This is a genomic window from Enterobacter sp. BNK-29 (assembly GCF_048684785.1).
Taxonomy (GTDB): Bacteria; Pseudomonadota; Gammaproteobacteria; order Enterobacterales; family Enterobacteriaceae; genus Enterobacter; species Enterobacter cloacae_M.
Genome location: NZ_JBLQTU010000001.1, coordinates 351,366 through 375,665, shown reverse-complemented (window position 1 = coordinate 375,665; position 24,300 = coordinate 351,366). Strand labels below are relative to the sequence as shown.

The window sequence follows — 24,300 nt, the reverse complement described above, 5'->3', positions numbered from 1 at the left end:
CAGGTCGAAAAATAATAATGCAAGAAAGTATTCAACTGGTTATTGATTCTATGCCGTATCTGCTGAAAGGTGCGGTATTTACGTTACAGCTCAGTATCGGCGGGATGTTCTTCGGCCTGGTGCTGGGATTTGTGCTGGCATTAATGCGCATGTCACCCATCCTGCCGGTACGCTGGCTGGCGCGCTTTTATATTTCCGTATTTCGCGGCACGCCGCTTATCGCCCAGCTCTTTATGATCTACTACGGCTTGCCGCAGTTTGGTATCGAGCTGGATCCGATCCCCGCAGCGATGATTGGTCTGTCGCTCAATACCGCGGCGTACACGTCAGAAACCCTGCGAGCGGCTATCTCCTCCATTGACAAAGGGCAGTGGGAGGCGGCAGCCAGTATCGGGATGACGCCATGGCAGACGCTGCGTCGGGCCATTCTGCCGCAGGCGGCGCGCGTGGCGCTTCCACCGCTCAGCAACAGCTTCATTAGCCTGGTGAAAGATACGTCCCTGGCGGCAACGATTCAGGTACCGGAACTGTTCCGTCAGGCGCAGCTCATTACTTCGCGCACGCTTGAAGTCTTTACCATGTATCTGGCCGCTTCGCTGATTTACTGGGTGATGGCAACGGTGCTTTCTGCTCTGCAAAACTACTTCGAAAACCAGCTTAACCGCCAGGAGCGTGATCCAAAATGAGTGCTATCGACGTCAAAAACCTGGTGAAAAAATTCCACGGTCAAACGGTGCTCCACGGGATCGATCTTGAAGTAGAGCAGGGTGAAGTGGTGGCGATTATCGGACCAAGCGGTTCGGGAAAAACGACGCTGCTGCGCAGTATTAACCTGCTTGAACAGCCGGAAGGCGGCACCATTCGGGTAGGGGAGATAACGATTGATACCGGGAAATCCATTAGCCAGCAGAAAGGGTTAATTCGCCGCCTGCGCCAGCATGTCGGTTTCGTTTTCCAGAACTTTAATCTCTTCCCGCACCGTACGGTGCTGGAGAACATTATCGAAGGGCCGGTTATCGTTAAAGGTGAGCCAAAAGAGGAAGCGACGGCGCGCGCGCGCGAACTGCTCGCCAAAGTCGGGCTGGCGGGGAAAGAGACCAGCTATCCGCGCCGTCTGTCGGGCGGCCAACAGCAGCGCGTGGCGATAGCGCGCGCGCTGGCGATGCGTCCTGACGTGATCCTGTTTGATGAACCGACCTCTGCGCTCGATCCGGAACTGGTGGGTGAGGTGCTGAACACCATTCGCCAGCTGGCGCAGGAAAAACGGACGATGGTGATCGTGACGCATGAAATGAGCTTTGCACGCGATGTTGCTGACAGAGCCATCTTCATGGATCAGGGGCGGATTGTGGAGCAGGGGCCGGCGAAAAGCCTGTTCGCTAACCCTCAACAGCCGAGAACCCGTCAGTTCCTTGAAAAATTCCTTATGCAGTAGAATTTTTGCACTAATTTGCTCCAGAAAGTTAGGCTGGAGCAAATTATTCTCCCTTCGGGGGCAGTCGTTTGTTTTTTTATTCCATCCGGCCCGGATAAACCTTATCAATAGTAAAGTTAATTGTGCTAATGCCAATATTTTGTAGTTAGAAAAAAGTTTTATGTGTTAGGTTATATTCACCATAATAATGATTATCTTTTCAGAGGCTTCATTTAGTAAGTATGAAGGATTCAGACTTTTTCACCTGGCGACGGGATTGCTCCCTCCGGTTTCAGGAATTGACGAATACCGATGAGGTATATCGAGAGCTAGAGCGGCAAACTCAGGCGCTGGAATTCGATTATTACGCGCTCTGTGTGCGACATCCCGTGCCCTTTACGCGCCCTAAAATCTCTTTGCAGACCACTTATCCAAAGCCGTGGATGGCGCAATATCAATCCGCGAACTATTTCGCTATCGATCCTGTTTTAAAAGCGGAAAATTTCATCCAGGGTCATTTGCCCTGGACAGACGCATTATTTGCCGAGGCGCAGGAATTATGGCATAGCGCCCAGGACCACGGTTTACGCGCGGGAATAACGCAGTGCCTGATGCTGCCTAATCATGCGCTTGGCTTCCTGTCTGTTTCTCGTACTAGTGTACAGGAAGGGCCTTTTGCCCGTGAGGAAATAGAACTGCGGCTGCAAATGCTGGTGCAAATGGCCTTAACTTCTCTGATGCGTTTTGAAGATGGGATGGTTATGCCACCCGAAATGAAATTCAGCAAACGCGAGCGCGAAATTCTGAAATGGACTGCAGAAGGGAAGACGTCAGCGGAAATAGCGATCATTCTCTCTATCTCTGAGAATACCGTTAACTTCCATCAGAAAAATATGCAGAAGAAATTCAACGCGCCCAACAAAACCCAGATTGCGTGCTACGCGGCGGCAACGGGACTGATCTGACAGGATAATACGTTCTGCGTGACAGACGAACAAACGGCTGAATGCACTGCATCCAGCCGTTTTTTGTTACTGGCGGTAGGCTTGTTTGATTTGCTTAACGGTGTTAGCAAATACCGCAGATTCAGCCTGGTCTTCCATCTCCGCGATTTGTTTTTCCATTTTAATGATCACACGACCGGCATCCGCCTGGCCCATCGCCTGCAGCATCAGCGTCAGCAGTGCTTTCAGGCAGTTTACTTCCTGTGCCAGTTCCTGGTTATTCTCCGCAGTGGCAAATTCAGGTGTGCTCATTTATTTTCCTCATTATTTAACGGCGCTAAAGCGCGACGACGAAAGTCAAGGCGGCGGAGTATACCACAAGCTGCAGCAAAAAATGCAGCGGTTGTTTTTCGTACTTTTACGTGGGTGTTTAATTGCGTAAACAGAACGTACCGGTAAACTGAACCGTCGTGAAAGGCTATTAATTGTTTGTGCCCGGTTCGCTTGTCGTTAATTATTGTTACAAAAATTTGAGATCTGTTTTTTTGCAGGAAAAGCCTGCAAGTTTTTTGTAACTTTTTGAATACAGATGCTTAAAAAAAGCTGCAGAAGCCCTGAATGCATGGTCTCTCTTTCCACGGACTGTACAGCCTAATTTCCAAAAACGAGAGCAAAATCGAATAGCCGGTTTTTTAACGTTTTAATCTTGTGAGGAAAACCGTTAATATAAACCAAATTATCACTCAGTAGCGTTATCCCTATTCTGGAGACATTTCCTTTGATCAACGTCCTTCTTGTTGATGACCACGAACTGGTGCGCGCAGGGATACGACGCATTCTTGAAGATATTAAAGGTATTAAAGTTGCCGGTGAGGCGTGCTGCGGCGAAGATGCGGTAAAATGGTGCCGCACAAACTCGGCCGATGTGGTACTGATGGATATGAATATGCCCGGTATCGGTGGTCTTGAAGCAACACGCAAAATCGCACGTACCTTTGTTGATACAAAAGTCATCATGCTGACCGTGCATACCGAAAACCCACTGCCCGCGAAAGTGATGCAGGCGGGCGCAGCGGGCTACCTGAGTAAAGGTGCTGCGCCGCAGGAAGTCGTCAATGCGATCCGTTCCGTGTTTGCCGGACAGCGCTACATAGCGTCCGACATTGCCCAGCAGATGGCGCTGAGTCAGATCGAGCCCGAGAAAACCGAATCACCGTTTGCCAGTTTGTCCGAGCGTGAATTGCAGATTATGCTGATGATCACCAAAGGTCAGAAGGTGAATGAGATCTCGGAACAGCTGAATCTCAGCCCGAAAACGGTGAACAGCTATCGTTACCGGATGTTCAGTAAACTGAACATTCATGGTGACGTCGAACTGACGCACCTGGCCATCCGGCACGGTTTGTGTAATGCGGAGACGTTGTTAAGTCAGTGAGTGATGTGTTCGATTCAAAAGCATTTCTGAAAACCGTAACCAGCCAGCCTGGCGTCTATCGCATGTATGACGCTGGCGGTACGGTTATCTACGTGGGGAAGGCAAAAGATCTTAAAAAACGTCTCTCCAGCTATTTTCGCAGCAACCTGGCCTCCCGTAAGACCGAAGCGCTGGTCTCACTCATTCAGAATATTGATGTCACCGTCACGCACACCGAGACAGAAGCGCTGCTGCTTGAGCACAACTATATAAAGCTCTACCAGCCGCGCTATAACGTCCTGCTGCGTGATGATAAATCCTACCCGTTTATTTTTCTGAGCGGCGACACCCATCCGCGCCTCGCCATGCACCGCGGTGCAAAACACGCCAAGGGCGAATACTTCGGGCCGTTCCCTAACGGCTATGCCGTGCGTGAAACGCTGGCGCTGCTGCAAAAAATCTTCCCGATCCGCCAGTGTGAAAACAGCGTTTACCGTAACCGCTCGCGCCCGTGCCTGCAGTACCAGATTGGACGCTGCCTGGGGCCCTGCGTGGAAGGGCTGGTAAGTGAAGAAGAGTATGCCCAGCAGGTGGATTATGTGCGCCTGTTCTTAGCCGGAAAAGACGATCAGGTCTTAACGCAGCTGATCGCGCGCATGGAAAAAGCCAGCGCCGCACTCGAGTTCGAAGAGGCCGCGCGTATCCGCGACCAAATCCAGGCGGTGCGCAGAGTCACTGAGAAACAGTTTGTCTCGAATACCGGTGACGATCTCGACGTCATCGGCGTAGCCTTTGACGCCGGAATGGCCTGCGTGCACGTGCTGTTTATTCGCCAGGGCAAAGTGCTCGGCAGCCGCAGCTATTTCCCGAAAGTGCCCGGCGGTACTGAACTGGGTGAAGTGGTAGAAACCTTTGTCGGCCAGTTCTATCTGCAGGGAAGCCAGATGCGCACGCTTCCTTCTGAGATCCTGCTCGACTTTAATCTTGACGATAAAACCCTGCTGGCCGATTCGCTCTCTGAACTGGCGGGCCGTCGGGTGAATGTACAAACCAAACCGCGCGGCGATCGTGCCCGTTATCTGAAGCTGGCGCGCACCAACGCGGCGACGGCACTCACCACTAAGCTGTCGCAGCAGTCGACGGTGCACCAGCGCTTAACTGCCCTGGCGACGCTGCTGAAGCTTCCGGAAGTGAAACGGATGGAGTGTTTCGACATCAGTCACACGATGGGGGAACAGACGGTGGCGTCGTGCGTGGTGTTTGATGCGAATGGCCCACTGCGCGCCGAGTATCGCCGCTACAACATCACTGGGATCACGCCGGGCGATGACTATGCGGCCATGAATCAGGTGCTGCGTCGTCGCTATGGTAAAGCCATAGAAGAGAGCAAAATCCCGGATGTGATCCTGATTGACGGCGGGAAAGGGCAGCTCGGCCAGGCAAAAGCGGTATTTGAGTCGCTTGATGTCAGCTGGGATAAAAACCATCCGCTGCTGCTGGGCGTTGCAAAAGGGGCCGATCGTAAGGCCGGTCTGGAGACATTGTTCTTCGAGCCGGAAGGCGAGGGCTTCAGCCTGCCGCCGGACTCCCCGGCGCTGCACGTCATCCAGCATATTCGCGATGAATCACACGATCATGCCATCAGCGGTCACCGCAAAAAAAGGGCGAAGGTGAAAAACACCAGTAGCCTGGAAACGATCGAAGGCGTGGGTCCAAAACGTCGCCAGATGCTGCTGAAATATATGGGAGGATTGCAAGGATTACTCAACGCCAGCATGGAGGAAATTGCAAAAGTGCCGGGTATTTCGCAAGGGCTGGCAGAAAAGATCTACTACTCGTTGAAACATTGAGGGCTCTGTAGCAACATAGAGCTAAATTTTACTGACAACAAACAGTTACCGTTATTATGCAATTTAATATCCCTACGTTGCTCACTCTCTTTCGTGTTGTACTCATTCCGTTCTTTGTACTGGCGTTTTATCTGCCGGTCGTCTGGGCACCTTTCGCCTGCGCATTGCTCTTTCTGATCGCGGCGGTCACCGACTGGTTTGATGGCTATCTGGCCCGTCGCTGGAATCAAAGCACCCGTTTCGGTGCCTTCCTCGATCCGGTGGCAGACAAAGTGATGGTCGCTATCGCCATGGTGCTGGTAGCCGAGCACTATCACACCTGGTGGGTAACGCTGCCCGCAGCAACCATGATCGGCCGCGAGATCATTATCTCTGCGCTGCGCGAGTGGATGGCGGAACTGGGTAAACGCAGCAGCGTGGCGGTCTCGTGGATTGGTAAAGTCAAAACGACGGCGCAGATGGCGGCGCTGGTCTGGATGCTCTGGCGTCCGAACGCCTGGGTTGAATGGGCGGGAATTGGTCTGCTTTGGGTGGCGGCAGTGCTGACGCTGTGGTCCATGCTGCAATATTTGAACGCTGCGCGCGGGGATTTGCTTGATCAGTGATCGTTTCGCCGTAATTTTCAGCAAACGATCCGGGGATGCAAAAAATAACGTTGACTCATAACGTCATATCAGTAGAATGCAACGCATCGAACGGCGGCACAGCAAGCCGGACGATAGTGAAATCAAGTGGTTAGACGTTTACTTGATGACATGCGGGAATAGCTCAGTTGGTAGAGCACGACCTTGCCAAGGTCGGGGTCGCGAGTTCGAGTCTCGTTTCCCGCTCCAGATAAAAGACATGCGCAGTTGCGGGTGTCAGTTTAAAAAGTTTTACGGCGCGTTAGCAAAGCGGTTATGTAGCGGATTGCAAATCCGTCTAGTCCGGTTCGACTCCGGAACGCGCCTCCACTTTCTTCCCTGGCCGGATGGTGGAATCGGTAGACACAAGGGATTTAAAATCCCTCGGCGTTCGCGCTGTGTGGGTTCAAGTCCCACTCCGGCTACCATGGGAAAAGTAGAATAAAATCAATGATAAGCAGTGTCGTATAAACCACCGAAAGGTGGTTTTTTTATTCCATAAATTTAGGGCAGTGGCAGCAAAATGGCAGCATGCTGGCAGCACTGACACCTCTGTTCTCTTATCCTCTTCAGTATTGCTTGGTTTCAAGTCGATGACTGTATCAACCAGACATTGAAGGATTTACTTTGATGTCATCCAGTAAAGCTCACTTTTTAAAATACGAATCGATGTTCACAGTTTTACCATTTGCATGCTTCCAAAACGCCAGCGGAGTTTTACGAACAAATCCTTCAGAGATTTTGTCACATATATCTGAGTATTTCTCTGTGGCTATGTTACGTAAGGCATCGCATAGATTGACCACAGCATTTCCATCTTCAGTGCCTAAGAGGCTATGAGCTATGTAGGGTTGCTGTAGCTCTGAGAAGAAAGTAGGCCGTAATTGATGCTTATTGATATTTACAACAAGCGCTATTTGACAATCTTCGACATCAAAATCACCTTTGTGGGCTGCAAAATTGTGGCGTGAGTACATCAGTTCTTCATGAAGCTCTCGGTACTTTTCTGGGACGTGCTTTTTATCAAAAGTAAACTTGCGACTCTGAGCGCCTGTGAAGCATCTCCCATATAAAGTTAAAATTGCGAAGTACAGAGCTTTAGAAATCACTGCATCTTCATTATCCATACCTGGATAAAGATTTTCTCTGAAGCCGTTTCTGTCGTTCAGGTCATTGAGTATCTTCACCCAAGAGAGTATGTTTCTTAAGTCTTTATCAAGAGAGCGAAAAGCCTTCATTTGCTCAATGTAGTACCCTTCGAGTATTAGCCGAGGTAGAAGTTTCCCTTTTTCTCTGTAAAGTCTTGAAAAATTGCCATTTATATCACGGATTGTTCTTATTTCAATTCCATTGCTATGCTCAATTTTTACACATTCCATAGTCACACTCGTGATTTGTTTTGTTATCGAAGGGATTTAAAGAAACTGCTGCTTCTAAATGGCTAGGAGCGAAGTGAGCGTATCTCATCGTCATCATGATCGTGCTGTGCCCGAGAATTTGCTGCAATACCAGAATGTTTCCTCCACGCATCATAAAGTGGCTGGCAAAGGTATGTCTGAGCACATGGGTGCGCTGACCTTTAGGCAGCTCTATCCCGGCCCGTGTAAGCGCTGTTTTGAATGCCTCATATGCAGGGGCGAAGAGTGAACCGCGTTTTTTGGGGAGCATTTCTTGTAACTGTGGTGAAATAGGAATTGTTCGGTTCTTTTTGCTTTTAGTCTGCGTAAAGGTAAGACGCCCGGGAAGAATTTGAGATTGTTTTAAATCCTGTGCTTCACTCCAGCGTGCACCAGTGGCCAGGCAGATACGCACGATAATTCCCAAATCTTTGTTTGCTGACTGGTCACAAGCTTCAAGTAGCCGATCAATCTCCTCCTCGTAAAGGAAAGCTAGCTCCTGATCTCCTTCCTTAAACTGCCTGATACCTGAAAGCGGGTTATCTCCCTCCCACTCACCCAGTCGTTTCATTTCCGAGAATACGGCATGCAGATATGACTGCTCGCGGTTAACTGTCGCCTCACTCAGTTTTTTCTTGCCTTTCGGATTCCATTCCCCGCTTAAACGCCGTTCCCGGTATACAGCGAAAGTGTTCTTATCGAAGTGAGAGGCAAGGGGGTCACCAAGTCGCTCACAAATAGCCAACAGCTTAACTTTTCGCTCATCACCTGAAGAGAGCGTTTTGCCATGCATTTCGTACCAGCGTTCCACAAATGCCGAAAGAGTCACAGCATTGTCATTTACAGGCTGGTTTGTAGCGTTATTCATTAAACGGCGCTCATAGGAGAGCGCCTCGCCTTTGGTAGCAAATTGCTTACGTATGCGTTTCCCATCACGTCCGTATGGGAAGCATTGCAACAGCCATTTGCCAGACGGAAGTTTACGTACGGTCATTTATAAAAGCTCTTCCATTGCTCCTCGCTGATTATCTTCAATGGAATACCTTTCTCATCCCTGTAAGACACCGCCTTTTCAATTTTTCGACCGTGTGCTTTGTATCTCCAGTCTTTTGAACTCAGAGTGCCTACAATCAGGAAATCCAATTTTTGAGTGATATTGTCAATCACAGTAGCTCCATGACTTCGGATCTCCTCAGCACAAACGGAGCGCTTACCATGCAGAAATTCTCCCGTCAGACAAACGTTAGCTCCGGCAAGATTTAAAGATTCAATCGTATCTATGGGGAGCTGAGTCGATAGACCATCCACAATACCTGATTCCAGATCGCATCCAGTAAATGAGATAAGAGCCTGGCGGAGGTGGGATCTTTCATCTTCGGTGATAACGCCGTCACGAAGGATATCTTCTACGAGGGTGTAGAGCTCTTTGCCAGGGTAGTTGTTTTTGAGCGCTCCATTGACTGATAAAAACCATCGAAGATATTTGATCTCCTCGTCATTAAGCTGAGCATCAGCCAAGATCCCCTTGCATAACCCTTCAAGCAAGTGCCTGTCTGATTCAATGGAGTCGAGTTGAAGGAAAGGGAGGTCGATTAAGTCTTTCTGTATTTTAATGAGGTCCGCTTTGAGGAATTTCATTTCTGTCGGATCGATGACACCGTCAGAGAGAACATCAGCTATGCGATGCCGTATGGCTTTAACGCAGTAGTTATCACTTATTTCCTGTGATTCAAGTAGCCAGGTATCGAGATAAAGCATTTCTTTTTGGGTCACTTCGCCATCACTAAGTATTCCATCAATGATACTGATGAGATTAGTGAAAGCTTTATCCCTGTTACTGAAGTAATGGAAACTAGAGTGCTCACTCATATCAAGACCTCTATGCATGTGTAGAAAATTAAAAGAAAAAGGAACCCACAAGGAAGCCAGCAATAAAGCAGGCAGCAATTTCTTTTGGATAAGTTTTTAAAAACTCAATGAAATTGAGCTTCGATGTGGTTAGCTCATCAGTAACTTGCGTTGCCGCTTGAGTTTGTTGATCGAGCCAGGAAAGAGTCATTTGAAGTTGTGGCCGGGTAAGATCATTCAGTCTGCCGGTCCCGAAATTCACGTGACAGAAACGGATTAACTTTTGGCGCAAATCGTTATCTGTGCTGTTGCGCAGTAGTAAACTAACAAGAGCCTTGCTCGCATCTTTGTCTTTACCGCGATCAGCCATTGCTTGCAGGTAGCTAACAGCGGTCTGATATTGATTAACGGTCATCTCTTCGATACTTGAAACACCAATCTCAGCATGTACTTTTTGCCAGACTTCATATGCTTCAGAATTAGAGGTCTCAGAGACTGCCGCGACAAGGGCATTCAGTTCTTTTCTTTGCGCCTTGACGAGCGGTCGCTCGTCATGAGCATCTGAGGGGATCGCGATGTTGATGGTGTGACGACCATCAAATTTATCTATTTGAACGCGGTTTTCTGTGAAGTCGCGTCCAGCTGTCCGGTTTTGATCTCCTGAGGAATTCACTTCCATACTGCTTCCCTATTTATTGTTTTCGTTGTAATCCCTGCCAGCCACTCGGTTACCACTACCAGAAACAGTTATTGAATCCGAAGCGGCATTGCCTGCGTTTAACGCTGCCAGCGCCGCTGCTTTGACCGCTAGCGGAGCTTGTCTAAATAGATTAATCAACTCCTGCTCATCTGGAGAAAGGCTCTCCGCAGACCTTATCCCTGTAACGATGTACTGGATATCCGCACCAAATTTTGCTATCGCGGAAAGGTATGTGGAATCAGGATTTCGCTCTCCTTTTTCATAATTAAGCTGAGCTTGTTTTCTAACACCACCTATCTCGCCAAGCGCAGCCTGACTCAGTCCCAAGCGTATGCGCTCTTCTTTGAGACGTTCTCCTGTACTCGTTTGCATTCAATAATCCTTGACAGGTACTCATTTGAGTACCAGAATGTAAATCACAGACACTTAGCAGATCACAATATACCACTATGACACAAGTACAAAACACACAGCGGGCGCGTACGCCCAAAAACAGCGTAGCTGGCGGTTCTCTGCCACTGCGTTTGTCCCCTGAAGAACGCTCAGAAATTGAGGCCATGGCAGAGGCTGAGTGCCGTTCAGCATCAAACATGGTACGCATCGTCTTTTTGCGTGGCCTTGAATCCATGAAATATGAGCCGAAACAGCATTCTGATAATTAACATCGGACACCGAGGTAAAAATGACGGGCGTAACCATCAATATGAATGTTGCAGCTCCTTATATATCTCTGAAGGAGTATTCCAGAATAACCGGAATTCCATTCGAAACATGCCGATTAATGGTTCGTGACGGAAGAATAATTGTCAGACCTAAAGAGCTGGCGGGGGGCAAGGTGGAAGTAAACATGATCGCCATGCTCAAAGATGCAATAGCCAATAGCTAACAGTTCAATTATTCAGTGGGGCAGGGCGCATGCTTGTTCAACTCAACAGCAAAACAGCAATCTATCGCGGCTTCACAATCCTGAAGCTGCCACGCAAAAAACCGTATTCGCGCCAGCGTTACCAAATCACCAAAGATGGTAATTATCTGGGGCTGGACTTCGGATTGTCTCAGGCTCGACAGACTATCGATCAGCTACATCGGGGGCATTAATGACAACTTCAACAGCAGCAGTTATGGAAGCGCGAAACCGTTTGAATGCTAACAGGCAAGATGGTGCGCGCACTTTATCGCGTGGCGGTTACGGCCCCGACCATCAATACAGCAGATCGCGTAATGTTGTTCAGGGGATGGCTCTTTCCGATATTGCGCGAAATGGTTTTGAGGTGTGTTGTAAAGAAACAGGCATTAAATTTTCAATTCTTCCAGGTGGCTCAATTTGCGAATTATTCACCGCAGAATTAGAAGCGTACTGGAATAGCGGCGCGCGCTGATTTAATAACGGCACTATGAACTGATTTATATACGGCATTTTTGCCGGGGCTTCGCTTTATCTTTTTTCAGAGGATTGAACATGACAATTCAAACAAATGACCGCGCGCACCTGCTTGGGTTGTTGCGTATCAAATTAAACCTGATGAAGAAAGAAAAGCTTTCCACTAATGAAATTTACCGCAGCCTGGAAGATTGGATCGGCAATAGAGAACAGGTAGCAGTAAACAAGGAGCATAAAAATGGTTAACTCCCCTCTTATCTGGGTGGGCGGCAAGTCTCGCGCTATGTCGCATGTGCTTGATGCTTTGCCCCAAGGTGAATGCCTGGTTGAGCCTTTCGTGGGAAGCGGTAGCGTCTTCCTGAACACTGATTACAAAACCTATTTTCTCTGCGATAGCAATGCAGCATTGATTAATTTCTTTTCAATGGTTAAGCGTAATACTGAGGCGCTTTTAACTGCTTCCGCAAAGATATTCGAGAAGGGTAATAATGAGGCTATATATTATGAATATCGCGACGAATTTAATGTAATCAATCGTGATTTTAATTATGACCGCCAAAAATATAATGATGAAACGTTGGTTAGATATGCGGCGCTGTTCCTTTATTTAAACCGCCATTGCTATAACGGTGTATATCGCGTTAATTTGAAAAATGAATTCAACGTTCCTTTTGGTTTTCGTAAGAAGCCAATTTTCCCTGTGGCTGACATTCAGCATTTTGCTAAAAGAGCGTGGGAAAAGGGTGCTATGTTCCTGCATGGTGATTTCAGAGCAACAATCCCGCTGGCGATTGGTCATTCGGGCTGCGTGGTTTATTGCGATCCGCCATACCTTCCAGCCAGCGAAACTGCGAATTTTACGGCTTACGGCAAGCCATTTACTGATGAAGATCACCGCACCCTGGTCGCGATGCTTTCACGCCTCTACAACAACGCAAAAATACCATCTGTCATATCTGGCAGTGACACACCAGAGACACACCAAATCTATTACCCGTTCAACCTAAAAGCCTTCGACGTTCGGCGCTCAGTGGGGGCCAAAACTCGCAACCTTGCTGGCGAGGTTATAGGTACTCTGCGTGTCTGCGATTACTGTGGGAGTGTGGGCGGTGGCTGTCCTGATTGTGGGGCAGTGATGGGCGATGCGACTTATTCAGAAATGGTCGCTTCTGGTGCTTTTGAAGATCAGGAGGTGTTCTGATGAATACAGTTGAGGCGGTAGTAACAAAGGTTCTGGATGTTCGCCCTTACCGTAATTTCTGGATCACGCGCGTTGAGGTTCTCAGCGAGGGTGGTTACAGCAACACCGAGATAATCAGTTATACCGAACGTGACGCGCGGGAAGTAAGGCTCGGCGACACTGTGACAATCTAAGGTGAACCGGTGACTCAGGCGCGTCGTGTTCACTCAATGACTACGGATAAACCGGGCAACTTTGACGAGTCGGCCCGGTACGCCTATCCGTGGAATGAACCAAAACAGGCCATCGCCGTTGATAAGACTCCCGCTGTTGATCTATATGAATTGGGTCAAGAGCAGGAGTTTTTCGCGTGGGTTGAAGATACTCTCAAGCCATTACCTACATTTATTCGCCGCCGCGTTTCATCCCGCATAAATGCCGTACACGCTGACAAAGGGCGTCATATTGCAAAGTTAACTCTTCGCAATATCGTGGCGCGTGACCTTCCATACGTGCGAGCAGTTACAGAGCAATATGCCGCGCCTGTTGGTAGTGACTGGATCATTTCTTCCGAATTAAACCCACTTTTTCATACGTTTGATAACCTTCGCGAACTAACGCGCCGGTTCAATCAGTTGGCTGACTGCACGGACGAAGATATTGATTTACTTGCTCAGGATATCGCTATTTATGCAAATGCTGCCTTAGCTGAAGTGAGTGAAGCCTATGCTGTACTTAGCCCTGTGGAGTACAGCAAACGAATGCTGCGGGAAGGCTCAAGGCTGATTGCTTACTTCGGGCTAATCGCGCCCTGGGCTTCACGGCGCAAAATGCCACTTGATGAAATGGCTGCTTCAATTCGAAAAATTCTTGATGATCGTTTTTGGTCACGCCTGCTGCGAAAGTACGCGCGCCGCTGGCGTGAACATCTGCATATTGCCTTTGGTGATGTGCGTCGCGATGTTTCCCCCTATTGCAGCAAAAATCACGTTAAACAGTGGGATGCGCGTCGCAAACGTAGCAGGGCAATCATGAGCCGCCTGGAACTTGAAGATCAGGTTACGGGTGAGCGCATGTCGCTGATAGAGCAGATTGATAGAAGCGTATCGAACCCTGAAAAGCGCCGCGTAGAACTTATGACGCGTATTGGTGGCTTTGAGAAGGTGGCAACGGAAAGCGGTTATGCCGGAAGTTTCTTCACGCTCACCGCCCCGTCTAAATATCATGCCTATACCGCGTTTGGACACCGCAACCACAAGTGGAATGGGGCAAGCCCACGCCGATCACAGCGGTATCTCAATCAAATATGGCAACAGATTCGCGCTGAACTCGCACGCCGCGAAATTCCTGTATTCGGCCTTCGCGTTGCTGAATCCCATCATGACGGTACTCCGCACTGGCATGGACTGCTGTTTACAGCCCCAGAGCACACTGATGAGTTGAAAGAGGTCATGGAAGACTACGCAACGCGTGAGGATGCGGAAGAGTTAACTGGCAAGTCTGGTAAGCAGCCCCGCTTTGAACTTAAGCCGATTGATCCGGCTTTGGGTAGCGCTACGGGTTATGTCGTCAAATACATCTCAAAAAACATTGATGGTTACGCTCTGGACGGCGAGAGCGATCATGAAAGTGGACGACCTCTGAAGGAAACCGCTAAGCACGCAACAGCCTGGGCGTCATGCTGGGGGATACGCCAATTTCAGTTTTTAGGGGGAGCGCCGGTATCAGTCTGGCGTGAACTTCGCCGCCTGAAAAATCAGGATTTAGCCGACAGGGTTAGTCCTGTTTTTGGTGAGCTGCACCGCGCGGCTCACGCAGGAGATTGGCAGGGTTACATCACCTTACAGGGTGGCCCTTTTGTTTCCCGTTCCAGGCTTGTCCTCCGCGCCTGGTATCAATACAAAAACGAGCCGACCAGCTACGGCGAATATCGGAAAGCTATTAAGGGTTTGGTTATGCCAGCATCCAGCATTCCGCCCGTAGAAACGCGCCTCCATTCTTATCGCATTGTGAAGATGAAGCCTAAATCTTCAGACCGCGCCGATCCGGGTTTTGACCTTAAGGGCGCGTCCGCGACCTCTTGGACTCGTGTCAATAACTGTACTGAGTACAAAAAATACACAGATTCACCGCCTGTCTATCCGCCAGATCTGACTGTGCCAGCTGGCGTAATGCAGCCAGAGCAATTTGAAATCGGTCATTTAAGTCGAGATCAGAGAAAACAAATTGAGGAGGACATCAGAAACCACAAATCAAATCAGCGTGTTTCACCTGCTGATCAGTTTGAGGAGCTCGCATTAAGCGTTACTGCCGGTGATTGCACCGACTATGACCGGGCTAGGGCTGAAAGCTATATGAAGGCAGCACATGCTCTTCGCCAGGAAGAAAGCGCGGTGACCGAGGAAGTTAAATTCCTGGCCAAGGAAATTATGGGGTGGGCGAAGTTGAGAAAAATCTCAATCAATCCGGTACAGGCGATGAAGCTGGCTCAAGGGGGAGAAGTGACGGCACTTGATACAACATATCGGGCTAACCCTGTAACGGGTGAATTGATTGTGACCGGTGCAGATATGCACTGGCGTAAGATGCTGGCACGACACAAGGCAGAGACATTAGTTAGCCGCTGGCTTCAGGCGTTTAAGTGAGTTTTGAAATAGGTTAGTGTTGTCTGTGCGGTGGCGGAGGTAAGAGCGATTCGGCAGTTCAATGGAGTTTGAAAGGATAAATAGTAATGTCCCGTTGCCGGGGCATTTTTACTTCCTACTCGAGCGTTAGTTGCTCGGGACTACATTTGTACAGTGAAGCTAACCTTTCAAGGTTGTCTTTGCGAGGACGCTCAGACCTTTCGAACTCGGAAACTGTAGATTGCTTAATTCCCAATGCCTCAGCGACTTGTTTTTGCGTCAAGCCTCTGTAAACACGCCATGCAGCCTGCATGGTGCAACCCTTCTCAGAAAGAATGTTGATAACTTCGTTTGGGTGTCGAACGTTATCAGATTTGCCGGTTTCGCTTTGAACAGGCTCGTATAACTCTGCAATATTACTATCGCGGGTCAATTTTTCGAACAGTTCAATCGGCACGACAGCAGAAATTCTTTGGCCTCTACTGTCTGTGATGAATTGAATGTTAGCCATCATTATTTAGTCCTAATGTAGGTTGTTAAAAAATAATGATTTTTAACGTATTTGTCTGCAATTAAGGGCTCTACCTGATACGATTTTGGACATTTGATTACTCCGTAGTTGATTGAAATTAAAAATTTTTTCTCTTTAATATCTATCGTTTGAGTTGACGGGGCGGGGTTTCCCCCGCCACACATCAGTATATCGTGGACGTTCAGGTTGGATATTGAAAGTGGCACCCACATGGTGAAGCAATATCACAACCACAATGTATTTATTATTCAAAGCCTAAATCATTAACCATTTCACCCAGAATTCCTTCAGCCTCAATTTTATTGAAGTAATTGTCAGTTAAGAATTTATTTATGTTTTCAACGCGTGCAATATAGCTTTTATATGCTTTTTTAGTAATGGCTTCAGACTCTTTAATGTGAGGGAATAGAGAAGAGAACTTTATGGTGAATGTATTTTCGTTCTCTTCTTTTGATGAGTATTCCGCTACAAGTTTCGCAGAATCATGATCTGGCTGTAATTCACCGCTTTTCAATTTTCGTTGTATTCTTGAAGAAAATTTCATCATGAAATTTTCTGCAAAAACCGTAGCGTAGTTTCGATTCTCACCATTCGTTATTATTGAGTTAATAGAGTAAACCAAGTGTATATCAGACCATATATCTCCTCCTCCAGAGATCATTGAATTACAAGAATAATTACCATCTGTCTCTTGGTAAATTAAAAACCATTCTAATACTGAATTAATGTAGGAATCATAAGGGATAATTTTTATTTGATTCATTTCAAAAATACCAGCATTGCGCAAACGTCTGATTACATATAATTCAGAAAAGCAGAATGGATCTAAATAGCTAGACATAACCAATAAGTTTGTGTTTTCGTAACTCGAATCTCTTTTTATTAATTTATCGTAAATGCTTTGCTTCATATCTTTTTTCATTGTAGATATGAACTTAGCTGAAAAATACTCTTGTATTGATCTGTGAATATAAACGAAATGATCATAACCGTCTTTAACAATTAGATTTGTACCATCTACTATATCATCAGAAACTTTTTCCGCAGTTGAAGAAATCTTGTTTCCCTTAATGGATTTATCAAATAAACCAAGTAAGTCATTACGCGTGAAATCACTTTTTTCATTGAAGTATGATAAGAAACTGAAAAGTGAAAAACATCTTTCCAATTCTCTATCGACAAGTCCAGATCTTTTCTCACGAGTCAGGTTTTTAATTAAATCATGCCTGTAAAGCAAGGCTGAAAACAATCCGCTGTAATAATCCGTAATTGATTTTGGATCATTGGTGAAATTTCGCGATGTAACAATGAATATATCCAATAGAATGGGGGTTTTTATACTATCACGAATGAACTCTTTATTTTTAAGCATGTTTGTCAAATTTACTGCGGTATCGACATCGTCTATTGTATTATTAATGACACTATACAGCATGCCTTGCTTTAAATATTCGACACTATATATATCATATCCGGGTATTCTAGTTATTTCTGTGTCAGGGCGAGTAGTAACCACTACTTTGCAACCATATTTCTCATGGGCCTCGCCAATAGTTTTTAAAGCATTCATTCTTTGGTTGAAGGGGATTTCATCAAACCCATCGAAAAAGAAACTGATCATACCTTTTTCGCATAAGTATTTTGCATCTTCAATAGTTCCATCAACACCTTTAGAGTTTAAATGATTTAATAAAAGTTGAGCGCAGCTTAAGTTATGAAAATCTTCTACTTGCCTCAGACTAATAAAGACGGGAAATTTGTCTTGGATTGATAACTCCTCCAGGAATAGCTTCCTCATTATTGTCGTTTTGCCTTGCCCTGCTATACCAACTATGCATATAGGACTGTGAGCCGGAAGTATAGTGTTATCTTCAACTAAGGTAATATTATTGTTTGATGTATTTCTAATGTTTAATGGATAATATACTTCATGCAAGTATACATTCCGATCACCGTGCAGCAACGTCCTAAATACAAAAACTTTACTTATCGAGTTCTGGATGTATTTATCTACTATCTTGTCTGAGTTGAATGACAAGAGGATATTGTTTTTCTTTTTTTTGAGCTCTTCACCGCCAATTGATATTAAACTTGTTACGATAGCCTTGATAACTACTGGTAAACTAAGTTCTACTAAAGAAGTCATTCCCTTTCCTCGTGAGTTCTAAATTAAAAGAAACCAAGACGGATGCACTACCCGTTTTTGATAATTCCAAAAGAAATCAGATAGCAATATCGCATAATTGTGCATGATTTTGCACGATTTTTAACCCTACGATTTATCCAGGCCAACCCAGCACTGGCGGGACTTAGATGGACTTCACAAAGTGCACAAAAAGAGGTCGGTTTAGCGCGCAGGCGAGGCGGGGGAGCAAGGGCGCGCAAAGGGGGCTGGCAGGGGGTCATATCCTTCGCCATTCGCCGCCTCCTGGGCGCTCATGTTGATGGTTGAGCGAAGCGGCAGCGCGAGAGAAGTCGCGCCAGAAGCCCGCAGGCTGCGTCTGGCAGAGGGTGTGATTTATTTGTGTTTAGTGAGTGGCCGATATGGCCGGAAATGATGGTGCTGCGGGTGGTACCGCACCGCCAGAAATGACGATGCGGCCAGGAGATCACTTCGTGGGTTCAAGCAATGCGTAAGGGTTGAAGCGAATCACCTCCTCACCCAGCCAGTCGTTAACATGCTTCATGGCTTCCATGCAGGGTGTCAGCTCGTTGACGGCGAACACGCGGGCCGCTTTCTCAATATCACCGAATGAACCGTTCCCTTCCGGAATGGCGCCCATCAGTTGCGGCGGTACCCGGTGCGCTGCCAGCATGTCATCGCGGGTGGAAGACTTCACCCCCACAAATTCATCCTTAGCCGATATCTGGCTGAATGGCAGTATTTGCACTGAGTCTTTGCCGCCGTTAGGTGCGTGCAGAAGGATGTTCTTAAACGCACCGCCGCGCCGGGTATCCGTCAGCGTCTTTTTGAGCTTATCAAGGCTCTCCTGGTCGGCCATCGCGCTGTTAACGTAGACGATGCAGCCAGCGTGTGAGCCGTTGTCGTAGTAGAGCTTTCTGAACTTGTCAGCAGAATCGGCCAAATCAGCCTACAGTATTTTTTTTGACAAAAAAGTCTTCTGAGCAAGCCCAGAAGACTTTTTATCTTTTGCTCTTATAATCGCTAAAACATGATTTTTGAGTCTGCTGTTAAACGTGTTTTCTTCGAGCGCTTTGATGCACTATCGCTGCTATCCATATCAATACAGTGGTAAACATAATCGAAATGGTAAACAGAATCAGCGTGTAGTAATCAAGGAAATCTTCTTCCATAACATAGCTATATCTTTTTACATACCAATCGTATATTTCCAAATCCGGCAAAAAGAAACAAAGCACCGAATAAGAGATGAAAAGAGTTGCGAGCTCTGCTAACCAGACAAATACCAGTGAAAGAGGTTTCATCAATATACCTGTATTGTGCCAAACGCCCTCAGCTGGGCTGTAACCATGACTGGTGGCGATTTAACGAGCGCCCTCCAGAGGATCATATAGTCTGACAACGAAACAATTGAAATACATCCATCACTGTTTCCGTTATGGCCTGCGGGATGTAGACGAAATGATCCTCGTTCGACATCTCCAATAAACGAAGTATCATCAATCCGATCGTCTTCACGATACAGGGCAAACCACAGCTTGCGATCTGAACCACTTTCCAGTGATTTATAGAAATCATTCAGTCTGGTTTTCCATCCACCGCGCGATCGGGTGACGATGTAGTACTTCCCCGGCGGCAGTGGCCCCCTTTTGGGTATTGCGATCGAATCAGGATTGTTTCTGTGTTTCCCTTTATTGCCTGAGTAGGCAGCGAAAAAACCGACTCCTGGGCAGCTCAGAGAAGAGAGTTGTCCATTATTGATATGAAAATAACAACGAATCATCTGTCAGCCCACGAATCAGAAAATAGTATGTTACCGTCGCAGTGTTTCCAGGTGATGCGCTCATAACGCAAAGATATGCTTTCAAGATGATTGTGCTTTTCAGTCGCAGGGTCTTTCACATCATGCATGGTGGGGCACACAGAAACTACTTTTACTCCTTCTAGAAACATATTGAAGTATTCAACTTCCTGCCCAGCGTCGTTAATCCTGTACCACTTAAATTCCGCTGATTGTAACGTCTGCCCTTGCGCCACTGCCTTATAAAGGTAAGGGCTTGATGAATCAAATTCCTTTTCAAAGTTTAATGCGGAGTGAACACGCGTACCTGTAATTTTGCCGTTTGCGCTGTCAGTCGGAAGATGTAAACCATGCCCAAATCCAAGAACCTCAATACTGCCTTCGCGGTACTCAACATCAACAGACCCTTTGAGGTCTGTACCACCGTCATCTTTAAGCCAAAGATATGCAGGTATAGCCATTCTGAACGCTCCTTTTCAGTGAGTTTGACGTGATTGTCAGAGATTAATAAATCAACAAACTCAGGCTATCTCAAGGCATTGCGTGCTATACCTTCCATGAATATCTCGTTGTTATTTATATGAAAATATTTTAATGATTCCTTTTATTTCAAATCACCCCCCCCGCCCAGATACGCCTTCCTGACCTCCTGATTTCCCAGCAGCTCCTCGCCGCTGCCGCTCAGCCGGATCTGTCCGTTAACCATCACATACCCACGGTCGGAAAGCTTCAGCGCGTGATGCGCATTCTGCTCCACCAGAAAGATGGTCATGCCGTTGCGGGCCAGCTCGCGCAGCGTCTGGAAGATCTGCTTCACCACAATCGGCGCCAGACCGAGGCTCGGTTCATCCAGCAGCAGCAGCTTCGGACGGCTCATCAGCGCCCGGGCGATCGCCAGCATCTGCTGCTCTCCGCCGGACATGGTCATCGCGCGCTGCTTGCGCCGCTCCTTGAGGCGAGGGAACAGGTCGAACATTGTTTGCATATCCTCAGCGGCAAACTGGCTGCCGATGGGGATGGTACCCATCAGCAGATTCTCTTCAACGGTCATATCCGGGAAGATTCGTCTGCCTTCCGGCGCCTGCGCAATGCCTCCGGATGCGACGTAGTGGGTAGATTTATGGCTGATATCTTCACCGCCGAAAAGGATCTGTCCGCTGCGAATACAGGGCTGGCCAAAGATGGACATCAGCAATGTCGATTTACCCGCGCCGTTTGCGCCAATCAGCGCCACGGTTTCACCCTTATTGACCTCGAGGGAGACCTGCTTCAGCGCCTGAATAACGCCGTAAAACACATCCACCTCGCGAAATGCCAGCAGCGGTTCGCTCATAGGTTGACCTCGCTTTCATCCGTACCCAGGTAGGCGGCAATGACCTTTTCATCATGCTGGATCTGCTCGGGTTTTCCCCTGGCAATAACATCCCCGTGGTCGAGCACGATAATGTCGTCCGAAATCTCCATCACCATCCCCATATCATGCTCAATCAGTAGTACCGTGATGTCATGATGATCCCGCAGAAAGCGAATAATACTGCTGAGCTTATGCGTTTCAACCGGGTTAAGCCCGGCGGCGGGTTCATCCAGACAGATCATTTCCGGCCCGGTGCACATTGCTCGCGCAATTTCCAGACGCCGCTGCTGGCCGTACGACATCTCTCCCGCCAGGCGATTGGCGCACTCCACCAGATCCACCACTTCCAGCCAGTAGAAGGCCCTGTCCAGGGCGTCGCTTTCCGCCCGCCGGTATGCCGGCGTATTTAAGATCCCGGCTAGCAGACTGCGGTTAACGCGCATATGCTGCGCAACCAGCAGGTTTTCCACGACAGACATCTCGCGAAAAAGACGGATATTTTGAAACGTGCGCGCCAGCCCTGCACGGTTGACCAGATGCGTTCCGCCGAACATTTTGTAGAAAAGACGCTGCCCGAACTGCGCGGGGTTAATCCAGTCTCCCGGCTGGAATTTTTGTCCGAGCACCTGAATAACGTTGGTCGTTTTATGGCGGGTATTAAATAAAATATTGCCGCCGGAGGCTCTGTAAAAGCCCGTCAGGCAGTTAAACACGGTAGTTTTTCCCGCCCCGTTTGGCCCAATCAGGGCGGTAATTGAGCCACGCTGCACGTCCAGGTTGACGTCGTTTAGCGCCTTAATCCCGCCGAAGTGCATCATCAGATGTTCAACGCGTAATATCGTTCCGTTCATGGCGCGACGCCCTTACGCACGGCAAACCCGCTGCGGTTAATGCGGATCAAACCGCGCGGACGCCAGATCATCATCACCACCATGAGCATGCCAAACAGCAGGACGCGGTACTCGGCAAAACTGCGCAGCAGTTCCGGCGTTACCGTGAGCACAAAGGCGGCCAGCACCACGCCAAGCGTAGATCCCATCCCGCCCAGCACCACAATGGCGAGGATCAGCGCCGATTCAAAGAAGGTAAAGGAGGTGGGATTCACGAACCCCTGATAGGTGGCGAAGAACACCCCGGCAATGCCCGCGGTCGACGCGCCCAGCGTAAAGGCGGAGAGCTTAACCAGAACATGATTCAGCCCCATCGAGCGGCAGGCAATTTCGTCTTCACGCAGGGCTTCCCACGCCCGACCAATCGGCATCCGCGTCAGGCGGTGCTTGATGTAGAGCACCAGCATCACCACCAGGAACAGAACCGCGTAGATAAAAATAAACTTCATGTTCGGGTTGTAGGTCAGGTGGAAAAATTCGTGGAAGGGCACGCCGCCTTCTTTCGCGCGTCGCCCAAATTCCAGACCGAAAAAGGTGGGGGGAGGGGCCGACACGCCGTTTGGGCCGCCGGTAAAGGTCAGCCAGTTGTTTAGTATCAGGCGAATGATCTCCCCGAACCCGAGGGTGACGATGGCCAGATAGTCACCGTGCATGCGCAGTACCGGGAAACCGAGCAGGGCGCCTGCGGCGGCGGCCATGATTGCCGCCAGCGGCAGCATGCTCCAGAAGCCTAAGCCGAGATACTGGTATCCCAGCGCCAGACCGTACGCCCCAATTGCGTAGAACGCGACATATCCCAGATCCAGCAGGCCGGCCAGACCCACGACGATATTCAGCCCCAGACCGAGAAGCACGTAGATCAGCCCGAGAATGGCGACGGTCAGCACATATTTCGTGGCGACAAACGGAAAGCAAATCGCAAGGGTAATCACCAGAGGAATAATCCAGCGCATGCGGCTTTTATATTCCGGTGGCCGGACATATACGCCCGCGCTATCGGCTTCGAAGCGCGCCTGGAAACGGGCGCCCGCGGCGGTACCTAAAAAGGCGCTCAACAGAAAACGCCCGAGCATGACGATGCCGACCATCCAGGCCAGCCGCTGCCCGGCAAAGTTAAAGCTGTACCCGTCCAGCACCACGCCCGCTATGGGGCCGAAAATAATCAGCGCTATCAGCCCGGAAAAAATCGCGTCCAGCATGCAGCGTTTAAGTGAAAAACCGTGTGATGTCATCATTCTCTCCCTCACACTTTGGCCACAATCGGGCGCCCAAGCAGGCCCTGGGGACGGAAAATCAGGATCATGACCAGCAGGCCGAACGAGAAGACGTCTTTATAGTCCGAATTCACCATGCCCGAGAACTGGGCTTCCGCCACGCCCAGGATAAGGCCACCGAGCATGGCGCCGGGAAGGGAGCCGATGCCGCCGAGTACCGCCGCAGTGAAGGCTTTAATGCCGATCACGAACCCGACGTAGAAATCAAAGGTGCCGTAATTCATGGTGATCAACACCCCCGCCAGACCGGCCATCGCCGCACCGATCACAAAGACCAGCGAAATAATCCGGTCGGTGTTAATGCCCAGAATGGAGGCCATCTTACGATCCTGCTGTACCGCGCGGCACATCCGGCCCAGCCGGGTATGGTTGATAATCCAGGTGAGCACCAGCATGCCGGCAAACGAGGCAACCAGAATAAACACTTTGGTGTAGGTTATCTGTACGAACCCGTCGCCCAGATGCAGGCGAATCACGCCGTCCAGCATGGTCGGCACCCCTTGCTGGCGCGGACCCTGGCTCAGCTGCGCGTAGTTTTGCAGGATAAGCGACATGCCGATGGCGGAGATCAGCGGCGCCAGGCGCGTGGAGTTGCGCAGCGGCTTGTAGGCGATACGCTCGATGGTCCAGCCGTACACACCGGTTACCACAATGGTGAACACCAGCGTCCCGAGAATGAGCAGCGGGAACGACTGCAGACCGAAGAACGAGAGCAGCGCCAGGCCGATGGCGCAGAGATAGGCGGAAATCATATACACTTCGCCGTGGGCAAAATTGATCATCCCAATAATGCCGTACACCATGGTGTAGCCGATGGCGATTAAACCGTAGACGGAGCCCAGCGTTAAGCCATTGATTAACTGTTGCAGGAAGAATGTACTCATCTTAGCGCGCTCGTTTTATAGGCTGCGCGATGCGCGCAGCCTGATGT

General features: G+C 48.8%; 27 protein-coding genes, 3 tRNA genes and 2 pseudogenes. 16 read left to right on the top strand and 16 right to left on the bottom strand.

Annotated features, from left to right (window positions below; all coding sequences use genetic code 11):
• Nucleotides 1-17: 17 nt before the first annotated feature.
• The 3 genes from tcyL (at nt 18) to sdiA (ending at nt 2,379) form a co-directional block, all read left to right on the top strand.
• The gene (tcyL, locus tag ACMGGX_RS01805) at nt 18-686 is read left to right on the top strand and encodes a cystine ABC transporter permease (protein ID WP_063439354.1); all 669 of its coding nucleotides are present in this window, start codon (nt 18-20) and stop codon (nt 684-686) included.
• The gene (tcyN, locus tag ACMGGX_RS01800; protein ID WP_008500343.1) at nt 683-1,435 is read left to right on the top strand and encodes an L-cystine ABC transporter ATP-binding protein TcyN; all 753 of its coding nucleotides are present in this window, start codon (nt 683-685) and stop codon (nt 1,433-1,435) included. Before tcyL ends, tcyN begins: the two co-directional genes overlap by 4 nt.
• Nucleotides 1,436-1,656: 221 nt before the next feature.
• Nucleotides 1,657-2,379, top strand: coding sequence for a transcriptional regulator SdiA (gene sdiA, locus ACMGGX_RS01795; RefSeq protein WP_045356857.1), 723 nt, complete (start codon nt 1,657-1,659; stop codon nt 2,377-2,379).
• 66 nt (nt 2,380-2,445) lie between these two features.
• Here the strand turns inward: sdiA and ACMGGX_RS01790 are convergent, their stop codons facing one another.
• On the bottom strand, nt 2,446-2,670 hold the full coding sequence (locus ACMGGX_RS01790) for a DUF2594 family protein (protein ID WP_008500345.1): 225 nt from the start codon (nt 2,668-2,670) through the stop codon (nt 2,446-2,448).
• Between the two features lie 25 nt (nt 2,671-2,695).
• A pseudogene (locus tag ACMGGX_RS01785) lies at nt 2,696-2,764 on the bottom strand (hypothetical protein); the annotation flags it as partial.
• 372 nt (nt 2,765-3,136) lie between these two features.
• Here ACMGGX_RS01785 and uvrY point away from each other — a divergent pair.
• From uvrY to ACMGGX_RS01755, 6 genes are all read left to right on the top strand, one after another.
• Nucleotides 3,137-3,793 (top strand): UvrY/SirA/GacA family response regulator transcription factor, encoded by a 657-nt coding sequence (gene uvrY / locus ACMGGX_RS01780; protein WP_013096026.1) that lies wholly within the window; start codon nt 3,137-3,139, stop codon nt 3,791-3,793.
• Nucleotides 3,790-5,622, top strand: coding sequence for an excinuclease ABC subunit UvrC (gene uvrC / locus ACMGGX_RS01775; protein ID WP_085841651.1), 1,833 nt, complete (start codon nt 3,790-3,792; stop codon nt 5,620-5,622). Before uvrY ends, uvrC begins: the two co-directional genes overlap by 4 nt.
• Nucleotides 5,623-5,678: 56 nt before the next feature.
• Entirely contained in the window at nt 5,679-6,227 is a 549-nt protein-coding gene (pgsA, locus tag ACMGGX_RS01770) for a CDP-diacylglycerol--glycerol-3-phosphate 3-phosphatidyltransferase (protein ID WP_023312285.1), read from the top strand.
• 152 nt (nt 6,228-6,379) lie between these two features.
• Nucleotides 6,380-6,455: transfer RNA gene (locus ACMGGX_RS01765), tRNA-Gly, on the top strand.
• A gap of 46 nt (nt 6,456-6,501) precedes the next feature.
• Nucleotides 6,502-6,575 (top strand) — tRNA-Cys (locus ACMGGX_RS01760).
• A gap of 11 nt (nt 6,576-6,586) precedes the next feature.
• Nucleotides 6,587-6,673, top strand: a tRNA-Leu gene (locus ACMGGX_RS01755).
• Between the two features lie 219 nt (nt 6,674-6,892).
• On the opposite strand, the gene ACMGGX_RS01750 is transcribed toward ACMGGX_RS01755, so the two are convergent.
• The 5 genes from ACMGGX_RS01750 to ACMGGX_RS01730 are packed head-to-tail and all read right to left on the bottom strand — an operon-like array spanning nt 6,893 to nt 10,562.
• Entirely contained in the window at nt 6,893-7,624 is a 732-nt protein-coding gene (locus tag ACMGGX_RS01750) for a hypothetical protein (RefSeq protein WP_420297954.1), read from the bottom strand.
• Nucleotides 7,605-8,636 carry a phage integrase gene (locus ACMGGX_RS01745; RefSeq protein WP_420297953.1) on the bottom strand — a complete coding sequence of 344 codons (1,032 nt, stop codon included), beginning with the start codon at nt 8,634-8,636 and terminating at the stop codon, nt 7,605-7,607. Before ACMGGX_RS01745 ends, ACMGGX_RS01750 begins: the two co-directional genes overlap by 20 nt.
• Entirely contained in the window at nt 8,633-9,511 is an 879-nt protein-coding gene (locus tag ACMGGX_RS01740) for a BRCT domain-containing protein (RefSeq protein ID WP_420297952.1), read from the bottom strand. The genes ACMGGX_RS01745 and ACMGGX_RS01740 overlap by 4 nt, the downstream gene beginning before the upstream one ends.
• 28 nt (nt 9,512-9,539) lie before the next feature.
• Entirely contained in the window at nt 9,540-10,169 is a 630-nt protein-coding gene (locus tag ACMGGX_RS01735) for a hypothetical protein (RefSeq protein ID WP_320732750.1), read from the bottom strand.
• A 9-nt stretch (nt 10,170-10,178) separates the two neighbouring features.
• A complete protein-coding gene (locus tag ACMGGX_RS01730; protein ID WP_320732749.1) occupies nt 10,179-10,562 on the bottom strand; it encodes a helix-turn-helix transcriptional regulator in 384 nt (127 codons plus the stop codon).
• A 310-nt stretch (nt 10,563-10,872) separates the two neighbouring features.
• On the opposite strand from ACMGGX_RS01730, the gene ACMGGX_RS01725 reads away from it, so the two are divergent.
• From ACMGGX_RS01725 to ACMGGX_RS01695, 7 genes are all read left to right on the top strand, one after another.
• Nucleotides 10,873-11,076, top strand: a complete 204-nt coding sequence (locus tag ACMGGX_RS01725; protein ID WP_126533636.1) for a DNA-binding protein — start codon at nt 10,873-10,875, stop codon at nt 11,074-11,076.
• 29 nt (nt 11,077-11,105) lie between these two features.
• On the top strand, nt 11,106-11,288 hold the full coding sequence (locus ACMGGX_RS01720; protein ID WP_039268409.1) for a hypothetical protein: 183 nt from the start codon (nt 11,106-11,108) through the stop codon (nt 11,286-11,288).
• Nucleotides 11,288-11,569, top strand: a complete 282-nt coding sequence (locus ACMGGX_RS01715; RefSeq protein WP_420297951.1) for a hypothetical protein — start codon at nt 11,288-11,290, stop codon at nt 11,567-11,569. Before ACMGGX_RS01720 ends, ACMGGX_RS01715 begins: the two co-directional genes overlap by 1 nt.
• An 80-nt stretch (nt 11,570-11,649) precedes the next feature.
• Entirely contained in the window at nt 11,650-11,817 is a 168-nt protein-coding gene (locus tag ACMGGX_RS01710) for a hypothetical protein (protein WP_164712080.1), read from the top strand.
• Nucleotides 11,810-12,772 (top strand): Dam family site-specific DNA-(adenine-N6)-methyltransferase, encoded by a 963-nt coding sequence (locus ACMGGX_RS01705; protein ID WP_420297950.1) that lies wholly within the window; start codon nt 11,810-11,812, stop codon nt 12,770-12,772. Before ACMGGX_RS01710 ends, ACMGGX_RS01705 begins: the two co-directional genes overlap by 8 nt.
• Nucleotides 12,772-12,945, top strand: a complete 174-nt coding sequence (locus ACMGGX_RS01700) for a hypothetical protein (protein ID WP_171860840.1) — start codon at nt 12,772-12,774, stop codon at nt 12,943-12,945. Before ACMGGX_RS01705 ends, ACMGGX_RS01700 begins: the two co-directional genes overlap by 1 nt.
• Nucleotides 12,946-12,954: 9 nt before the next feature.
• Nucleotides 12,955-15,396 (top strand): replication endonuclease, encoded by a 2,442-nt coding sequence (locus tag ACMGGX_RS01695; RefSeq protein WP_420297949.1) that lies wholly within the window; start codon nt 12,955-12,957, stop codon nt 15,394-15,396.
• A 115-nt stretch (nt 15,397-15,511) separates the two neighbouring features.
• Here ACMGGX_RS01695 and ACMGGX_RS01690 read toward each other — a convergent pair whose 3' ends face one another.
• The 9 genes and pseudogenes from ACMGGX_RS01690 to ACMGGX_RS01650 form a co-directional block, all read right to left on the bottom strand.
• On the bottom strand, nt 15,512-15,886 hold the full coding sequence (locus ACMGGX_RS01690) for a helix-turn-helix domain-containing protein (RefSeq protein WP_420298740.1): 375 nt from the start codon (nt 15,884-15,886) through the stop codon (nt 15,512-15,514).
• A 265-nt stretch (nt 15,887-16,151) separates the two neighbouring features.
• Nucleotides 16,152-18,053, bottom strand: coding sequence for an NACHT domain-containing protein (locus ACMGGX_RS01685; RefSeq protein WP_420297948.1), 1,902 nt, complete (start codon nt 18,051-18,053; stop codon nt 16,152-16,154).
• Nucleotides 18,054-18,516: 463 nt separating this feature from the next.
• Nucleotides 18,517-18,999 (bottom strand): annotated as a pseudogene (locus ACMGGX_RS01680) (phage portal protein); the annotation flags it as partial.
• Nucleotides 19,000-19,353: 354 nt separating this feature from the next.
• Nucleotides 19,354-19,833 (bottom strand): DUF2778 domain-containing protein, encoded by a 480-nt coding sequence (locus tag ACMGGX_RS01675; RefSeq protein WP_420297947.1) that lies wholly within the window; start codon nt 19,831-19,833, stop codon nt 19,354-19,356.
• A complete protein-coding gene (locus ACMGGX_RS01670; RefSeq protein ID WP_061097831.1) occupies nt 19,830-20,312 on the bottom strand; it encodes an Hcp family type VI secretion system effector in 483 nt (160 codons plus the stop codon). Before ACMGGX_RS01670 ends, ACMGGX_RS01675 begins: the two co-directional genes overlap by 4 nt.
• A gap of 143 nt (nt 20,313-20,455) precedes the next feature.
• On the bottom strand, nt 20,456-21,184 hold the full coding sequence (locus tag ACMGGX_RS01665) for an ABC transporter ATP-binding protein (protein WP_420297946.1): 729 nt from the start codon (nt 21,182-21,184) through the stop codon (nt 20,456-20,458).
• Entirely contained in the window at nt 21,181-22,056 is an 876-nt protein-coding gene (locus ACMGGX_RS01660) for an ATP-binding cassette domain-containing protein (protein WP_348561393.1), read from the bottom strand. The genes ACMGGX_RS01665 and ACMGGX_RS01660 overlap by 4 nt, the downstream gene beginning before the upstream one ends.
• Entirely contained in the window at nt 22,053-23,327 is a 1,275-nt protein-coding gene (gene livM / locus ACMGGX_RS01655) for a high-affinity branched-chain amino acid ABC transporter permease LivM (protein ID WP_032666630.1), read from the bottom strand. The genes ACMGGX_RS01660 and livM overlap by 4 nt, the downstream gene beginning before the upstream one ends.
• Nucleotides 23,328-23,338: 11 nt before the next feature.
• Nucleotides 23,339-24,253: an ABC transporter permease subunit gene (locus tag ACMGGX_RS01650; protein WP_023312278.1), complete on the bottom strand. Its 915-nt coding sequence runs from the start codon at nt 24,251-24,253 to the stop codon at nt 23,339-23,341.
• Nucleotides 24,254-24,300: the final 47 nt, after the last annotated feature.

Coding starts and splice junctions, on each gene's coding strand:
- tcyL (WP_063439354.1), top strand. CDS start 18: ATGCAAGAAAGTATTCAACTGGTTATTGATTCTATGCCGTATCTGCTG.
- tcyN (WP_008500343.1), top strand. CDS start 683: ATGAGTGCTATCGACGTCAAAAACCTGGTGAAAAAATTCCACGGTCAA.
- sdiA (WP_045356857.1), top strand. CDS start 1,657: ATGAAGGATTCAGACTTTTTCACCTGGCGACGGGATTGCTCCCTCCGG.
- ACMGGX_RS01790 (WP_008500345.1), bottom strand. CDS start 2,670: ATGAGCACACCTGAATTTGCCACTGCGGAGAATAACCAGGAACTGGCA.
- pgsA (WP_023312285.1), top strand. CDS start 5,679: ATGCAATTTAATATCCCTACGTTGCTCACTCTCTTTCGTGTTGTACTC.
- ACMGGX_RS01750 (WP_420297954.1), bottom strand. CDS start 7,624: ATGGAATGTGTAAAAATTGAGCATAGCAATGGAATTGAAATAAGAACA.
- ACMGGX_RS01745 (WP_420297953.1), bottom strand. CDS start 8,636: ATGACCGTACGTAAACTTCCGTCTGGCAAATGGCTGTTGCAATGCTTC.
- ACMGGX_RS01740 (WP_420297952.1), bottom strand. CDS start 9,511: ATGAGTGAGCACTCTAGTTTCCATTACTTCAGTAACAGGGATAAAGCT.
- ACMGGX_RS01735 (WP_320732750.1), bottom strand. CDS start 10,169: ATGGAAGTGAATTCCTCAGGAGATCAAAACCGGACAGCTGGACGCGAC.
- ACMGGX_RS01730 (WP_320732749.1), bottom strand. CDS start 10,562: ATGCAAACGAGTACAGGAGAACGTCTCAAAGAAGAGCGCATACGCTTG.
- ACMGGX_RS01725 (WP_126533636.1), top strand. CDS start 10,873: ATGACGGGCGTAACCATCAATATGAATGTTGCAGCTCCTTATATATCT.
- ACMGGX_RS01720 (WP_039268409.1), top strand. CDS start 11,106: ATGCTTGTTCAACTCAACAGCAAAACAGCAATCTATCGCGGCTTCACA.
- ACMGGX_RS01715 (WP_420297951.1), top strand. CDS start 11,288: ATGACAACTTCAACAGCAGCAGTTATGGAAGCGCGAAACCGTTTGAAT.
- ACMGGX_RS01710 (WP_164712080.1), top strand. CDS start 11,650: ATGACAATTCAAACAAATGACCGCGCGCACCTGCTTGGGTTGTTGCGT.
- ACMGGX_RS01705 (WP_420297950.1), top strand. CDS start 11,810: ATGGTTAACTCCCCTCTTATCTGGGTGGGCGGCAAGTCTCGCGCTATG.
- ACMGGX_RS01700 (WP_171860840.1), top strand. CDS start 12,772: ATGAATACAGTTGAGGCGGTAGTAACAAAGGTTCTGGATGTTCGCCCT.
- ACMGGX_RS01690 (WP_420298740.1), bottom strand. CDS start 15,886: ATGGCTAACATTCAATTCATCACAGACAGTAGAGGCCAAAGAATTTCT.
- ACMGGX_RS01685 (WP_420297948.1), bottom strand. CDS start 18,053: ATGACTTCTTTAGTAGAACTTAGTTTACCAGTAGTTATCAAGGCTATC.
- ACMGGX_RS01675 (WP_420297947.1), bottom strand. CDS start 19,833: ATGATTCGTTGTTATTTTCATATCAATAATGGACAACTCTCTTCTCTG.
- ACMGGX_RS01670 (WP_061097831.1), bottom strand. CDS start 20,312: ATGGCTATACCTGCATATCTTTGGCTTAAAGATGACGGTGGTACAGAC.
- ACMGGX_RS01665 (WP_420297946.1), bottom strand. CDS start 21,184: ATGAGCGAACCGCTGCTGGCATTTCGCGAGGTGGATGTGTTTTACGGC.
- ACMGGX_RS01660 (WP_348561393.1), bottom strand. CDS start 22,056: ATGAACGGAACGATATTACGCGTTGAACATCTGATGATGCACTTCGGC.
- livM (WP_032666630.1), bottom strand. CDS start 23,327: ATGACATCACACGGTTTTTCACTTAAACGCTGCATGCTGGACGCGATT.
- ACMGGX_RS01650 (WP_023312278.1), bottom strand. CDS start 24,253: ATGAGTACATTCTTCCTGCAACAGTTAATCAATGGCTTAACGCTGGGC.